The sequence below is a fragment of the Acetobacterium bakii genome (assembly GCF_001263355.1).
Lineage (GTDB): Bacteria > Bacillota > Clostridia > Eubacteriales > Eubacteriaceae > Acetobacterium > Acetobacterium bakii.
In genome coordinates this window covers 1-15872 of record NZ_LGYO01000023.1, presented here as the reverse complement: position 1 = coordinate 15872, position 15872 = coordinate 1, and the positions used below count along the sequence as shown (strand labels likewise).

General features: G+C 37.8%; 12 protein-coding genes and 1 riboswitch. Of the genes, 2 read left to right on the top strand and 10 right to left on the bottom strand.

Going from position 1 to position 15872, the window contains the following annotated elements; all coding sequences use genetic code 11:
• Positions 1–318 precede the first annotated feature (318 nt).
• On the bottom strand, positions 319–951 hold the full coding sequence (locus AKG39_RS10315; RefSeq protein WP_050740317.1) for a class I SAM-dependent methyltransferase: 633 nt from the start codon (positions 949–951) through the stop codon (positions 319–321).
• Positions 952–1068: 117 nt separating this feature from the next.
• Positions 1069–1665: a Yip1 family protein gene (locus tag AKG39_RS10310; RefSeq protein ID WP_050740316.1), complete on the bottom strand. Its 597-nt coding sequence runs from the start codon at positions 1663–1665 to the stop codon at positions 1069–1071.
• A 439-nt stretch (positions 1666–2104) separates the two neighbouring features.
• Here AKG39_RS10310 and AKG39_RS10305 point away from each other — a divergent pair, with 439 nt between their 5' ends.
• Complete coding sequence (locus AKG39_RS10305; RefSeq protein WP_050740315.1) at positions 2105–2521, top strand: hypothetical protein; 417 nt, start codon at positions 2105–2107, stop codon at positions 2519–2521.
• 247 nt (positions 2522–2768) lie between these two features.
• Here the strand turns inward: AKG39_RS10305 and AKG39_RS10300 are convergent, their stop codons facing one another.
• Genes AKG39_RS10300 through AKG39_RS10280 form a run of 5 tightly spaced genes read right to left on the bottom strand, consistent with a single transcriptional unit; the run spans position 2769 to position 8759 of the window.
• Positions 2769–3389 carry a Maf family protein gene (locus tag AKG39_RS10300; protein WP_050740314.1) on the bottom strand — a complete coding sequence of 207 codons (621 nt, stop codon included), beginning with the start codon at positions 3387–3389 and terminating at the stop codon, positions 2769–2771.
• A 36-nt stretch (positions 3390–3425) separates the two neighbouring features.
• Positions 3426–6026: a winged helix-turn-helix domain-containing protein gene (locus tag AKG39_RS10295; RefSeq protein ID WP_050740313.1), complete on the bottom strand. Its 2601-nt coding sequence runs from the start codon at positions 6024–6026 to the stop codon at positions 3426–3428.
• Between the two features lie 58 nt (positions 6027–6084).
• On the bottom strand, positions 6085–7077 hold the full coding sequence (locus AKG39_RS10290) for an ABC transporter permease (RefSeq protein ID WP_050740312.1): 993 nt from the start codon (positions 7075–7077) through the stop codon (positions 6085–6087).
• Positions 7071–7811, bottom strand: a complete 741-nt coding sequence (locus AKG39_RS10285; RefSeq protein ID WP_050740311.1) for an ABC transporter permease — start codon at positions 7809–7811, stop codon at positions 7071–7073. The genes AKG39_RS10290 and AKG39_RS10285 overlap by 7 nt, the downstream gene beginning before the upstream one ends.
• Before the next feature lie 9 nt (positions 7812–7820).
• Positions 7821–8759: an ABC transporter ATP-binding protein gene (locus AKG39_RS10280; RefSeq protein WP_050740318.1), complete on the bottom strand. Its 939-nt coding sequence runs from the start codon at positions 8757–8759 to the stop codon at positions 7821–7823.
• Between the two features lie 246 nt (positions 8760–9005).
• A riboswitch (cobalamin riboswitch) is annotated at positions 9006–9182 on the top strand.
• A gap of 172 nt (positions 9183–9354) precedes the next feature.
• Here AKG39_RS10280 and AKG39_RS10275 point away from each other — a divergent pair.
• Positions 9355–10002 carry a hypothetical protein gene (locus AKG39_RS10275; RefSeq protein WP_050740310.1) on the top strand — a complete coding sequence of 216 codons (648 nt, stop codon included), beginning with the start codon at positions 9355–9357 and terminating at the stop codon, positions 10000–10002.
• Positions 10003–10176: 174 nt separating this feature from the next.
• Here the strand turns inward: AKG39_RS10275 and gshAB are convergent, their stop codons facing one another.
• The 3 genes from gshAB to AKG39_RS10260 form a co-directional block, all read right to left on the bottom strand.
• Positions 10177–11166 (bottom strand): bifunctional glutamate--cysteine ligase GshA/glutathione synthetase GshB, encoded by a 990-nt coding sequence (gene gshAB, locus AKG39_RS10270; protein WP_050740309.1) that lies wholly within the window; start codon positions 11164–11166, stop codon positions 10177–10179.
• 173 nt (positions 11167–11339) lie between these two features.
• Positions 11340–14288 carry a bifunctional diguanylate cyclase/phosphodiesterase gene (locus tag AKG39_RS10265; protein WP_050740308.1) on the bottom strand — a complete coding sequence of 983 codons (2949 nt, stop codon included), beginning with the start codon at positions 14286–14288 and terminating at the stop codon, positions 11340–11342.
• A gap of 31 nt (positions 14289–14319) precedes the next feature.
• Complete coding sequence (locus AKG39_RS10260; RefSeq protein WP_050740307.1) at positions 14320–15780, bottom strand: extracellular solute-binding protein; 1461 nt, start codon at positions 15778–15780, stop codon at positions 14320–14322.
• Between the last annotated feature and the right edge of the window lie 92 nt (positions 15781–15872).

The window sequence follows — 15872 nt, the reverse complement described above, 5'->3', positions numbered from 1 at the left end:
ATTAAAGAAAAACCAGGAATGAAAGAAGAAGACGCAAGAAAAGAAATGGAAGCATTTTTTCCAACACTGAAACGGTGGCGAAAGAATTGATTTAGAATAGTGTTCACCTACTGGTTTGGATTAGTCTTAGCTCGGGTTTTCATGCAGGCACTACACTTGTGACACCTGATTACACAGCACAAATTGCCGCAGATGCCGGAACAGCTGCAGTAAAAGCAAGAAACTCATCAAGTCATAAGACAGACATTAAAAAATGGTAGGCGATCCAGTCGTTGCAACTCAATCGCCTACCATTTTTAATCCAGTATTTTCCGATAATTAATTTTTCGCTTTTTTGAGCAGAGTAATTACTTTACTGTAATCACAATGCACTATTTTTGCAATTTGAAAGCTATGCTTTTCAAAATAATCATACATATTTAATTTTAGAAAATCTTCAAACCCTTGGTGTTCCATTTTTTTAATGGCATAAAAAGCTAATTTTGCTAGCCGACTATCAGGTTCTTCCCATTCTACCACAATGAGCTTCCCGTCAGGTTTTAAAACTCTTTTGGCTTCTGCGATCATTTTCCCTGCCAGTTCATCGCTAAGTTCATGCAATACCAGGGAAATTAATACTATATCAAATTTATCTTTGGAAAATTGCATATTTGCGGCATCCATTTCATATACTTCAATATTAGGTGTGCTGTCTTTTTCCAGCTTTTGTTTTGCCATTGTCAGCATTTCTTTAGATATATCGATGCCAATCACCTTTGCATTGCGGTTTGCCTTGGCAATTGCAATGGCATTCGTCCCAGTTCCGGTGCACATATCCAAAATGTTTAGAGATCCATTTCCTAACATAGATATGACAGCATTTCGCGGACTGGATGCCTTCTTTCTAAAGTAAGTTAACTCCAATATATCATATGCTTTTGCATTAAACTGATAAACTAGGCTTGTTTCCATTGCCCTCCTCTTTCTGTTTTCATTCATTAATGACTGGATTATTTTGTTTGATCCTATTTTGTCAAATAGGTGATTGAAATCCGTCGCTGCCCTATTTTTTTCACCATCTACCATGATTTATGATGCAATGAGATAAATGATGAATAAAGGAATCATTTTGATTAAAAACTGCAAATATAAAACAGACGCTTTTTTATAGGAAACATCGTATACTTTGGCAAAGCCCACAATCAACAGATAAATTCCCCAGATATTGAATATATTCAGAAAATTGTAGATGACAAGGGATATGAAGCGAAAATTTTCAAAATCGAACATCAGAGCTGCCTGGGGAAAGATCAAAAAAATCAATCCTTCCACCAATGCCGGAAAACTTGACATACCAAGAATATAAAAAGCCTGCTTCCGGGTTCCGGTGCCACCCATTTTTTTCATGATTAGATTAAAAAGAACAGTTTGTACTAGAATGAGCGCATAGACCCAAAAGCTTCCCATAAGCATGCTGAAAAGGATGGTGGTTCCCGTAATCACAGGGGTAACGCTGGTGATCACCTCATAGATAGTGGTATGATTCATATAATTAGCCACCACGAGTCCATCAACAATGCCAATAAGAATCAGAATGATAATCGGTGTCCGAACAGAAATTTCCCGATTTTTGGACATTTCAAAAAATCGTTTTGGATGGATGATTAATTCTACTGTAGCTCTCATTTTTTCTCCTAATCACTAAATACAAAACTCAAATTGATGATGGTTTTCACACTGTTTTAATTTCACTCGTCCATATCTTTAACCGTTATTGTTACCCATGATAATTTCATTATTATTCTCCTTGAAATTTTGCTTTAATAATATCATCTTTGGTATTAATTTACCTAAAAAATATAAGATCATATTATATTTTCTAAACTTAGAAATAAAATGGAACATTCACCATGTTATTCCTGTGAAAATGTGAAAAAAGTGGATATATAAGTAAATCGTTTATCGATTTATTGCTGTTTCTATGGCTGAATTTAAATAAAATGAATTCCCTTTGCCTTTAGGCTGTGTTATTATTACAACAACATTTATAGATAATTGTAATTTAAAGAATTTAAAATACATTGGGTTGCAATTACCTAACTTTCATAATGTTTGGAGAATACGTATGAAAAAGCAAACGCTCTTTTTAAGTCTGATTGTTGTGTGTCTCTTTGTTTTTGCCGGATGTGGTTCCACTTCCGCAGCTTCTTCCGATTCCCTTGATCTCGAAAAGACAAACCGCTATGAGCTGCTGATTGGACTCAATGATGTCACCACAGGGTCACAAATTCTGGATACCCAGAAAGCAACGGATATTGTAAAAACGAAACTTCTGGATTATGTCAGCGGCGTAACCATCACACTATCTAACGGCCACTATTATGTGGGATCTGAAATTGTCGATGAAACAACCCTCAATTGTGTAATTTATGGTTCTGATGACGAAACCATTGCGACACTGGTTAAGGAATTAAACACTGAACTCAACGTGCCGGTTCTTGTGGCAAAAAGCGCTAGCGAATATCGTCTGATCATGCCCTAAATCTTTCTTCTTACACGGAAAGCGTATCATTTTTTGCTATCAACGAACGATTAAAACGCAGAACCCCCAAAATTGCAGATGATTTTGGGGGTTCTGCGTTTTTGGCCAAAGAGCTTTTGGGGATATTCCCGACTCATCATTAGGATCTCCTTTCCCACTTACACATAATGATTCGTACATTTTTCGAATCATTATAGATGTTATACCCTTAAAACACCAATCCTATACTCTCAGATATTTTTTGGGACTAAATATTTTGAATCAAATCCAATAGCCGGTTCAGCCGTTTGTTGAGCTTGGCAATGGGAAGACCCACAATATTGTTGTAATCCCCTTTTATCCACTTCACCCAAAGTCCGGCTTCTTCCTGGATGCCATATCCCCCGGCTTTGTCATTGGCCTTGCCCGAGGACACATAGGCTGCAACCTCCCTTTGCATCTGTTCATTCCACTCATAAAACTTTATTTGTGATACTGATACAAACTGATCCTCTACCTTACCATATTTTATGCTGACACCGGTTAAAACCTGGTGGGTATTTCCAGATAGTTTTTTGATCATGTTATAGGCGTCAATTGCATCGATGGGTTTACCCAAAATTTTATCATTTAAAACAACAACAGTATCAGCACCGATCACCAGGGCACTGGGATTGATCTTATGAATGATTGTGGCTTTTCGTGATGCCAGCTCCAAAACTAGTTTTTTGGCGGTTACTAAAAAATCATCTTCCCTATTTTGCAGAATCCTATTTTCGATTATCTTTTCATTAATTTCGGGCACTTGTATTTCGAAATCCTTTGTGACCAGTGCCAAAAGTTCCCGTCTTCTGGGAGACTGGCTGGCTAGAATTATTTTGGGTTTCAATGATTACCTCCTTCAATTGGCAACGGTGTATTTCAATTATTGATTGGCTGTCGGATGTGCTGTTTTCATTTTATTCACGGCTGCCACCCTATTATTTACGCCAAGTTTTCCATAGATATTATTAATATGTGATTTTACAGTAGCCAGGGACACACAAAGCTTTTCAGCGATCTGCATATTGCTGCTTCCAGATGCCAGTTCCTGAATTACTTCATTTTCCCGTTCGGTTAGATCATTCTGGTTTTTCTCTCTTTTTTTCAGCCCATATATACCATGACTAACATCAGCTGTTAGAATCCGTAAGACAAACTCAAATTCTTTTTCCGAAAGTTCTTTTTTTAGTTCCGTTTTCAAATCGCCTAATACTTTATGGGCTGTTTTCTGCTCAAACCAAAACGGATTTGCTATTTCATCTTCGGCAGCATAAGAGACCGCCTCGATAAAAAGGTTTTGAATATCCCTCGTATTTCCCTGGCTCTCCAGCAGCATACGTGTTTTTAAAAGATCGCCTTCAACGATTTTCAACTTGTTCTGCATCTTCCTTGCCTTTGCAATTAATGCTTCAACAAGATCCAATGCCTTTTCTTTATTCCCAAATTCATATTGAATACTGGTATAAAGCAAATCACAATCCATATTTTTCACAAGATTATCCATAGATTCATACTTCGCTGCAAAATTTTTCGCAAGTTCGCTGTGTTGCTCCCTGTATAAAGGATACCTTAACAACCTTGCAGAATAATAGATATTCTGGAAAGCTTCCTGCCCCATGACTTCTAATAAAAGTTTCTCGGTTCGGGTATCGTCCCCGGTTAAATAATAATATTCCGCCAGTGTATATTGATATGCCCGGTCGATATTGTTAGCGTCCCCAGTCAAACATTTCTTCGTGTTTTCCAGCATTTTAAATGCATTATCAAGAGACAGCTGTCTTAGGTAAACTCCGGCAATACCGATATAATAGGAACTTGCCAGCGATTTCACTTGAAAGATCATGGGTTCCATTTCTTTATATAAATTCAGACATAAGGCCAATTCGCCCATATCTTCATAGATCTGGGATTTTTCTGAAAACACAAAATAGCCGATATAAATATTTCCGGTTTTTTGGTATACCGCTTCTGCATAATCCAGATAGCCAAGAGCTTTCAGGAATTCGGAATTGGCATAAAGAAAATAAGCTTCCTTTATTAATAAAAATGCAGTGGTAATAGAATTCAGGGGTAACGCTTTTATTTGTTCCAACGATAAGGTATTTACATTCTGAAAGTCCCAATCATTACTGAAAAACATATCTGAACGATTAAATGCTTCAAACGTTTTGTCCCCTTTCATATTCAACTTGATGAAATGATAAATACTCCGGCAGGCTTCTTCATCCACACTGGCATAATAATAGAAATAGTATTGGTAAGCAAAATCTCTGTTTTTGGCTATTTCCTCCATGGGTACCTTCATTAAGTAAGAAAAAGTCAGTGCTGTTTGAGGCATTTTCAGAATAAGATTCATAATTTTCTCATAGTCCTTAATGCTGAAAAGATGGTAAAGACTTTCCTCATAATCTCCTAATTCGCAGGATCTTGAAGCTGCTGAATGGTGAAACTCATTTTTTTTATCGGGTTCAAGTTTTTCAAAGATACTCTTTAAATATTCTGCCATAATCGCATGATAACGGTAAATCGCGGCGTTATTATCAATGTTGATAACAAACAAATTTTTCTGTAGGATCGCTGCCATCATCGGAATAAAATCGATATCAGGATTGTATTTTTCACAGATGGTCTGATTAAAATATCTCAGAATGGATGTTTCAACCAAAAATTCCTGTACGTCTTCCGATAAATATTCGAATATTTCTTTTGTAATATAATCATTTAAAACCCGGCTGGACATTTTCAAACCTTCTATGGTTTGAACACGATTGTCTTTTGCAGATATTGCAAGCAACTGAAGTCCACCGATCCAGCCTTCCGATGCATCAATCATTGAAATGATCTGTTCTTCCTTGATATTGAGTTTCAATGTATCGATCAGAAATTTCCTGCTCTCTTCTTTTGTCAATCTGATTGCATCCTCATCGATTAGCATGAGTTTATCTTCGATCGCCAGTTCACCAAGATATATTTCCGGTATTTCTCTTGTAAGCAATACAAGATGAATATTATCCGGCATATTTTTAATAAAGTAGTTGATGGTTGAAATAAGAAATTCGTCTGATACCATTTGAAAATCATCAAGTACCAGCACAATATCTTTCTTAATACTCAATTTATTCACAAAAAGAGAGAGAATCTGCCAGAGATTCTCTTTCTGCATGTTACTGTCAAAATATGTTTGAAAATCCGTTTTAGAATCATTAAAATATTCTTTAACCGACTCAATCATATAATTCCAGAAAACAAAGGCCTGATTGGCGTTTTCATCAAGTGTAAGCCATTTCGTATTTTCCAGCCCTGTTTCTATGATAAAACTGGAAAGTAAGGTTGTCTTCCCGCTGCCGGCTCCGGCCTTTACAATTGACACTTTAAATTCTTTTAATGCAGCTAAACGTTCAAACAAATCTTGTCTGATAATATAGTTTTTCCTTGGCTGCGGCATTTTTAGTTTCACAGAAAGGATGGGTATGTTATATTCCACGAATTTATCACCTCTATGACATCATTGTACTTTTTGTGGCAATAACAGTCAAGAAAGATTATTTATGATAATAATAATCTTTTCTTGTTTTTAAAACAGCCACGGTAAAGAATAGGACAGACAACCCTATGATGTATAAAAATTGCCATTCCACAACGCTTGTCAGGCTGCCCTTCTCTAATGCATTCGCAAAATTAACAAAGTCCTTTTGCGGAAAAATATGAATCAATTTGTCGAACAGGGTTTTTTCCTTTGCAAAAGAATAAAAACATCCAGCAAGTATTGATGATAATACAATTAAGGATGAACCCAGCATATTAGCGGTATCTGCCACACAGAAAAAAGAATTCAGGAATAATGCAAAAGTTGTCGATAAAACTGCTAAAACTGCGATGAGTCCCGCATATGTCAGCAATGAAAAGCCCAGGGCGATGCCGAAGGCTTTGGCCGCTGCAATCACACAAAATGACGGAATAAATATAATTGCCAGTATAAATACCCCATGACCGAACAGGTATTTCCAAAAGGAAATTGGCGATATTGCAATCCTTTCGATCATGTGGTTTTCCTTATCTTCTGCAAACAACCTGGCATACAACACCCCCTGCATCAGCAAAAACATCATCATATAACCAATTATATTCGTTCCAATTTTCCTTTCACTATTTAAATCAGGAACAAAGGCAACGGGATTTTCAAGTGCCGCATAAATCATTTCTTTAATTTCATTATTCTTTATGGTTTCCAGGGTATAAGATCCATCCTCGTTGACCGTAACGACTGCATCATATCTATTCTGAATCAGTTCTGATTTAGGAGGAGCTGTTTCTAAAATAGAAATATTAAAATAGCGGCACTCGGAAAATTGTGAAACCGACGTTGTCATTGGCTGATGATCAGGTAGCACCAGGGCAATATTACCTTTTGTTTCAATGGTATTTGTTAAAGTGATCGCCAGAATTACAGCGCAAATCGTGAGTCCTATGGATACAAAAAGATAGAGTTTTTCCTCCATCAGTCTCTTCCAATCGTTTTTTAATATTGCTAACATATGCAGTCCTCTTTTCTGAATGTTTTATCACAGACAATAAATACTGCTGCGGTGGCTAAAATCAGTCCAATGACGGCATAATAGAACCACCGGAAATTATTGTCATAGATCATCGCAAATGTCGCCTTAACCAGCCATTTTGCCGGGGATAGATAACTGATGGTCCGGGCTATTTTTCCATATCCATCAATGGGAAACAACAGACCTCCCAGGATTGCAAATAAATTAATGACAATACTCAATATCTGATTGGCCATTGCTTCCGTTTTAAAAATACAGCAGAACATAACCCCCAATCCCACTGAAAACAGTTCAGTAAGGCCAAATAAAATCATTATCTGCGGGATCGCACTCACGTGTATGTGATAAATTGAACACAACAGAATCATATCAAATAAATGGCAACCAGATGAAAATACAAAAGAAGAAAAGATCTTTGACAAATAAATTGCCTTTGCATCGCCGGGGGCGTAGATGATCCTCATATTTGGTTTGCGAATCGCAACTTCCATAAATGCATTGGCTGATGTCATCCCGCTGGTTAAAATAGCATAGATGATTAGGGTAATCCCGTAATAATCATAAGCCGTCACATCACCTCCGTAACTCTCTTTTCCTAAAAACCCAAGAATCACCACCAGCAGGATGGGAAAGACAGTTCCATAAAATAACCACATTGGATTTTTCACTAGATTTTTCAAATCTTCTTTACTGATCAAGTATAAATTTCGCATTTTTTTCCTCTACTCTCTCAGACTTTTTCCGGTTAAACGCAAAAAAACATTTTCAAGACTTGCGGTTCGACAGAATAAATTTATAATCTTGGACTTGCTGGTAATTACCAGGGCAATGATTTTGTCTAGATTCTCAATATTCTTTAAGGTGGTAATTGTCAATAGCTGTTCTTTTTTTTCTACCTTCTTAATACCTTCGATATTATAAAATTCGTCAATATTTAGATTATTATCTTCTTCGATTTCCATAATAAATTGTCTTTCATCAAAAACATCTTTTTTCAGGCTTTCCTTGGTGCCTTCAGCAATTACCGTGCCACTATCCATTATAAGGATACGTGTTGAGATTTCCTCTACTTCTTCCATATAATGAGTTGTATAAAGAATCGTCATGCCATGTTGGCTCAACTTTTTTATGGAATTTAAAATATGGTTTCGGGACTGCGGATCAATCCCAACAGTGGGTTCATCCATAATTAACAGCTCCGGCTCATGAGCTATGGCACAGGCAATGTTAAGTCTTCTCTTCATACCTCCGGAAAAGGTTTTTACTTTATCTTTCCCTTTTTCCAAAAGGCCTACGAAATCCAATGCCCTAGTGACCTTTTCAGCTAATTCTTTTCCTTTCAGACCATACAGGGATGCAAAAAAACTGACATTCTGTGCTGCGCTTAATTCTTCATAGATTGCTAAATCCTGTGGAACGACTCCCAAATGTTTTTTGAAGTTATTCATACATGCATTGATGTTCTTCCCTTTGTAGGACATCTCCCCGGCGTCGTATCCCAGAATTCCGCACAGAATATTAATGATTGTGCTTTTCCCAGCACCATTTGGTCCTAAAAGACATAATATTTCCCCTGGCTTCACATCAAACGATATTTCTTTGACTACCTTTTTTCCTCCAAAACTTTTTTCTAAGCTGTTTACAGCTATAATAGCATTCATCATTCTTCTATCCTTTCAGACTTCTATATTTGATATGTTTAGTTTATAGGAAAACGGAAAAAAATAAATCAACCGAAAGGTTGATTTAAGGGGTTGATTATTTTATAGTGGAAACAGGATGTTCCCCTAAATACTCCAAATAAATTAAGAATCGTTTTACTGAATGTGAGTTTATTGTGACAGTTATCATATACTATTTCAGCTTATTGATGGAAAAAATCATAAACCTCTTGATTCGGCGGCTAGTTTAGCTTATTATAGTCACAAGAAATACTTTTACAAAAGGAACGCGGTGTAAATCCGCGACAGTTTCTTTGCTACTGTAAGGAGAATATGGACGCATTCAGTCATTGGGTTAACCGAGAAGACTGGGTACAGAACGCCTCTCCAAGTCAGGATATTTTTGTAAGGGTAATATTTATTTGAAGCTTCAAAGAAGGCTGCGAATTGTGAGCATACAGAAGAAATGAAGCACTCTTATCCCCAATGATCGAGGGCATCACGAACGCATCACAGTATTTGTAAACCTTTTTTGAAAAGGTTTTTTATTTTTTTTGAAAATATAAAACTAAAAATCGATTGAAAAGAGGAAATTATGAATAGTGTCATCATTAAAAAGATTCCTGTTGAAGCAGATTTAGAAAAACTGATGAAAAAAAAGAACTTTCAAGCTAATTCTCCGTCTTATCTTGAGTATTTGAATGCTGTAGACATTCTAAATAAAAGATTTCAACCCATGGCAATACTGAAAGAGTGTTCAGTGGAAGCCACATCCGGCAATACAATTATCATTGGCGGCTATTCTTACAAAAGCAAAATACTGAGTCATCTTCTGAAAGATAATCAACGGGTATTTTTGTATCTTCTCACTATGGGAGAAATGCCTTCGGATATCACCCAGATTGAGAAGTATTTTGTTCACTCGTTAAAACTACCGGTTATGATTTCTGCCATGCAGAATTTAAAAAAGATGGTGCAGATAGAGCACCATCTTGAAAAAATTGGAATGGTCAATCCCGGACTGATTCCTGATTGGCCAATTCAAGCGAATCAAACTATTTTTGAAACCTTTGGCAACGCCACCAAAGGTATTGGCGTGCAAATGACTGAAGCCTGTACTATGCGCCCACTTTACAGCTCGTCGGGCATTCTCTTTGATGATCTGAAACATTACTGTGAATGTGAAACCTGCACTATTGATGCCTGTGTCGGACGTGAGGCACGCTTTTGCCGTACTGCGTAGAAACGAACCGTTAACCATGACTGTTGACATCAGTTTTTAGCATGCTCACGAAGTGACAGCGTATGATTCATAATGACTTTTCGCCATCTGACGTATTACAAATAGAATGGCAACGGCCAACTTACCACCGAAAATCAGCGATCCATTTCGAATTTCGCTATTGTGCTTTCCTATTCAAAAGCCAAGCAGATTAAGCACATTTTCTTCAACATGCCGATTCTGCCCCACATAGGGATAATTATGAATATGCAAGGCAGGGTTGAAATTCAGCTCAATAATGCTGTAATTCTGTGCATCCGGCTTTCTGGAGATATCCTGAATAATCATATCAACACCACAAATCTTAGCTCCGACGGCTTTTGCCGCATGAACCGCGATGGCTTTATAGGCTTCCATGATATCGTCAGTAAAGTCGATACTGTCACCGCCGGTACTGATGTTGGAATTCTCTCTGAGAAAGACGGTTTCCCCTTTAGGGGGAATATCATTGATGCTCTTTTTCTGAGCTTTGAGAAAATCAATTTCCGGGTGTTCCAGTTTTATTTTTTCAAGGGGTTTGACATAGCCAGTTCCCCTCAAGGGGTTTTTGTTCTTTTCTGCTACCAATTCTTCAAAGGTATGGATGCCGTCCCCCATTACATTGGCCGGAATTCGGTGGAGAATTGCCACAACTTTTTTCCCGATTATGAGAAATCGGTACTCTTTACCAGAGATAAATTCTTCAATGAGCACTGAATCATCATGATTGAAGGCTGTTTCCAGAGCAGTCCGGTAATTGGTTTCGCATTGCAGTTCTTTGAGGATAACCACACCCAAGCCAAAATTGGTGGTGTTTGGTTTGATCACTAGGTCTCTTCCGTCAAATTGGTGACAGTACTTAAAGGCTTCTTCAATCGTCTTGACTTTAATGCCCATGGGTACATTGATTGCATTTTCCCTTAGGACCAGTTTGGTCACCTCTTTATTTTCCATGATCAGCGGTACAATGTAGGAATCCAAAGAAGTTTTAGTTGCCTGTTTCACATACTCTATTTTACTTGCTTTTTTCAATCGGATGAAATTATTCTCCCGATCAAGTATGTCAACAAGAATGCCACGCTTCTCTGCTGCTTTAATCAGTATCACCGTTGATAGTTCCAATCCTTCATAATTATGTGATTGCATATCTGTTGCCTCCAGTATTTTATTAACCCAGTTCATTAAGGCAGTTTATGAAAATATAGCATAGATTATAGTTCTTGTCCCATAATTTTCCTTAACATATTGCCTGACTGAGCTTCTTATATTGTGTTGAATCTAAAATTCATGAAATATGTTATAGCCATTTAACCGACATTCTAAAGAATACTGCTCTTTTGCAAATCAAGAATTTCTTTTTTCAATCTTGCATTGTCTTTTGAAAATTCAAATAGTGGCCGTCCAATATAAAACCCCTGTGCATAATCAACGCCCATCTGAACAACAGCAGCCAGATCCATTGATTCTTCAATGCCTTCCGCCACGACTTTAATACCTTTTTTATGACAGAATTCAACCAAATTAGCAACTAAATTTTGTTTGTCTGCATTGCTGTGAATCCCTTGGATCAGGGCCATATCAATTTTAATAATATCCGGCATCAATGAGAGGATGCGCACTTCATTGGAATAACCGCTTCCGAAGTCATCCACGGCAATTTGGATCCCACTTTTCCGAATAAACTTAACTTTTTCATTCATACTATTTGAATTATTATTTTCTTCTTCAGTAACCTCAATCACAATATTTTTGAAAATTTGACTGTAACATTTTTCAAGCATTAAATGGTCTTCTTCACTCAGCCTTTGGCTGGGGATACTATTTATAAATATTTTGCGATCACCGATTGATTGGGAATGTTCTTCAATAGTTTGATAGGCCTTTAAAATAACCATCCGTTCCAATTGCGCTAATTTTGACTGGGCTGCGGCAACCGTTAATATTTCCATGGGATTTTTGAAATCATCCAGCAGCGGACGCATCAATGCTTCATAGCCAATATTCTCACCGGTTTTCAAATCGACAATGGGCTGAAAAGCAAAACGAATCAATTGTTCATCCAAGAGACGGTTGATGGCATCGCGATTTTCCAACAGATACGACATCTGCTGATAGTATTCCTGGTTAAATTCAAATAACCGGCCTTTTTCTTTATTCTTTGCCTCATACATTGCAAAATCAGAAAGCTTTAAAAGCGCTGTTACATTGCTGGCATCCTGGGGATACCAGGCGACTCCGGACGAAAAGCGGATACGTTTACTGTAACCATCCGGTGTATCAAGACTAAACGATTCACTATAATTATACAGGTTTTTAATAATTTTACGAAGCGTTTCCTGATCCTCATAGCCGTGTAAATAAATGGCAAACTCATCTCCTGAAATTCGGGAAATAATTCCTTTGAATTGTTCAAAATACCGAAATATTTCACTGGCCCGGATAATCAGGCGATCTCCTACATCATGCCCAAAATTATCATTAATGTATTTTAAATTGTCCAGATCAATAAAAATCATGGCCCCTATTTTATCGGGTTTTTCTTCTATTTTTCGGTTCGCTTCGCGTTTTAAAGCAGTATTACTGAATAAATGAGTTAATGCATCATAATCCAATTCATTAGCCAAACGACGATTTTCTTCAATGTCGGCGGTGACATCCAAAACAACACCAACCACTCCGTTTGGTTGTTTAGCCTCTAAAATACGCAGCCATAGTTGTTTCTCGGCATATTCATCATAATACTCATAAATATCGTCGTGATCTTTCATCGGATATTGGGTCAGTTTATTATGAAGCAGCTCCCAGTCTTCTTTTGAAATCAGATTTCCCTGATCAATGTGAAGTAGCCAATATAAGAAATCCGTAAGAATGATATGTTTGTTGTCGAAAAGAACCTCATACCCCCCAATCGGCAATAAACTCAATTCCAATATTTTCGATGTGGTTTTGGAAACATTCATCAGGCTCTGGTTAAGTAATTGGACAGCAGCGGTTAAATCGTCAATCTCGCGCATGCCTGTTGGCTTAAAATGAATTTTATCATAGGGCGAAAGGTTCCTGACATATTTAGACAATCTGGAAATCTTTCGGGTAAAAAAATAGACTAAAATAAAAACAGCCGAAAATGCCAATGCCGTGGTTAAAGCAATACTGTAAAATACTTTCTCCCGTACAGACGCCGAATTTTCTGTTAGAATATCACTGGGCACAAAGCAGGCCAATGTCCAGTTTTGATCCGCAAAAGGTGAATTCTCACTGTAAACCTTTAGTTCTCGAACCGAACTGTACATGGAACCCAAGTCATCCAGTTCGGTTTCAAAGATGCCTTCCTCTTTTACTTCCTTCAATTGCAAGGGTTTGTCACTTTTTAAATAGGTTTTTGCCAGTACGCCGCTGGGAATAAACCAGTCTAAATCCAAGGCATTATCTTCCATTCCGGCAATCACATAAAAACTGTTATGATAAAGCAGGTCAGAATTTGGTAAGTAATGCTGAGCAAAATAAGGGATGGCAATTTCGATGCCGATGACACCATATCCCTTACCATTCGCATCTAAAACAGGCATGGTGTAACACACAACCTGCTGATTGTCATTTAAGATATCTTTTGGTGTGGACCAATAGCCAAAACGTTCTATCTCGGATCCCTTAAACTCGGTACTAGCCCAGATTGGCTTTTCATAAAAATCAAAGTAATCCCCTTCTTTATCTGAACGCATATCCAGATTCCAGCGGATACTGGTTGCCATAAGATATTCTTTGGATACGGCAGTCGGTCCGATTTCCAGTAAATAATTTGTGGAATCACTCACATCCGGTGTCGAATTTCTTATGTAGACTGCGGAATGGGCAGTACTATCCTCCTTGTTGGCATTTGACCCATTCAAAATGAAATATGCACCAGTGACACGATTTTGTTTTAAAATTGATACCAGTGTATCACTTGCCATCAAAGCAGTCTGATTGTATAAATCGTCATCGAGATATAAACTTTCCGGGGAATTTAGGTTCTTTTTTGCCAATAGATTCAATTCTGAATTCAATTGTCTAGTCTCTTCTGCCATGTTGCCAATCAATAAACCAACCGATGAATCAAAGGTCTGGGCCCTTGTTTCTGTTGTATTGCTAAGTAATCGAACAGCTTCCGCATCCAACATAAAATACACCCGGGAAACCCACAATGCAGAAATTAATGCTAAACTTTGAAAAATAACGATCAATGCCAATAAAATATTTAACTGTCTTCGTAGTGTCCACGTTTTTTTCATGCAATTTTCCTTATTTTGTAGATTAAGTTGATTATTCGTCAGAATATGAAATTCCTAGGGTATCAAACTGACCCCGAACACTGGCAAGCCACTCTTCAAAACGGGCATTCATATCCAGTGCTTCTAAAATTTCCGTTTCTGTCATTCCCTGTTCTTTTAATGCGACAGCACTCTGACGTCCGGATTCTGCGATGGTCGTAAGGGATTTTTCTAAAACGGTCCGCACATCATAACTGCCATTAAAGGGCATTGATGAATAGCTGTTAGCATCCATGATCTGATTTAAAGCAATATCATAAACTGCGGCCACATTTTTATCTGCTGCTTCTCCCGAACGCAGGGATTCCAATGATGCGTTAAATTCGGTATTATTATAGGCTCCTGTTTGCACTGGTAAATAGCCGGTTGTCATGGCAAAGGGAATATTCTGTTCCTCTGTGGTAAACCATTTTAGAAAAAGAGCCGCGCCTTCCTGCTTCTCGGGTGTGGATTTGGCCACACTCATGCCCGCTCCTTGAGCAATAGCAGTGGGGGTACCGCCAGTAAATACAGGATATGCCAGAGCCAGAAAGTCAATCGGTGACTGGGTATTGTTTTTTTCGATCCAGGTAGGAAAATATGCGGCCCCGGATGACGATCCCACATAAGCAATCAAGTCACCGGCTTTTATGTCATCTGAACGAAACTTACCAACGGCATTTAAATAACCGAGACTCATGCCGCCATAATAGAAATCAAATAATTTTTTCATTGAGTCATGGTTTAAAATCGCCTTTTCATTCGCCCCATCAATAACCTCAACACCTAATTGTTTATTACCAATAATGACAAAATTGCCAACCGAATCAACACCCATAAAGCTTTTACCATCCCAGGCAGTTTCAGGTGTTTGGGCATCGGTCCATTGGTAGTATGAACGTGCTGTTTCGTAGATCCCTTCCCAGGTTGTAAGTTTTTTTTCATTAACATCTGTGGCCGCCGCAAATTCATTCCAAGCTGTGGCATTGACATAAAGCAGTTCTGTGCTTTTCACTATGGGAATGCTTAACAACCGCTCATTATCATATTTGCCGTTATTAAGGAATTCCTCAACATAAGGTTTTTGTTCATCTTCGGTAAAGTAAGCATTTAAATCACAAAGCTTACCCAATTGATTGATTTCCAGTCCTTTATCCGGGTAGGCTGAGAATACATCCGGCATGGGTTCAGCATTAATAATTCCCTTGGCAGAATCGGTTACAGCTTTCTCCAACTCTGCTATACTGCCTTTGGCCACCGCATTCACGACAACCCCTTTTTCCGATCCCATACTTTTGTTAAACTGATCCACAGCCGTTTCCAGGGCAATTTTATTGTCGCCTACATAATAATGCCATAAGGTGATTGATACGGGATTTTTCGGATCCAGTACCGATGTTGCATCTGACGAACAACCCGTCAACAAAATAAATAAGCTCAAAGCCAGGCATACCGCTTTTAATTTTTGTTTCATTTTTTCTCCTTTAAAATATTAAATTGCATATTGCTTTTATTCTTGAAGACTGATGACTTATTGGAACCAGTGCTTAATGGTGCGACTAGTAC